Here is a 276-nt window from a genome sequence, read left to right as displayed (position 1 = left end):
CCGTGTCTCAGTTCCAATGTGGGGGACCTTCCTCTCAGAACCCCTATCCATCGTTGGCTAGGTGGGCCGTTACCCCGCCTACTACCTAATGGAACGCATCCCCATCGTTTACCGATGAATCTTTAATCTTAATTACATGAGTCGTTAAGATACCATCGGGTATTAATCTTTCTTTCGAAAGGCTATCCCCGAGTAAACGGAAGGTTGGATACGCGTTACTCACCCGTGCGCCGGTCGCCGGCAATTGAAGCAAGCTTCAATCCCGCTGCCCCTCGA

Annotated in this window: 1 rRNA gene; it reads right to left on the bottom strand. The window is 51.4% G+C overall.

Going from position 1 to position 276, the window contains the following annotated elements:
- Nucleotides 1-276, bottom strand: a 16S ribosomal RNA gene (locus tag I6E24_RS16905); the annotation flags it as partial.

The sequence above is a fragment of the Bacteroides caecigallinarum genome, from assembly GCF_021530995.1.
GTDB classification, from domain to species: domain Bacteria; phylum Bacteroidota; class Bacteroidia; order Bacteroidales; family Bacteroidaceae; genus Phocaeicola; species Phocaeicola faecigallinarum.
Note: the sequence above shows the minus strand (reverse complement) of the source record. Positions and strands in the feature narration are given on the sequence as shown.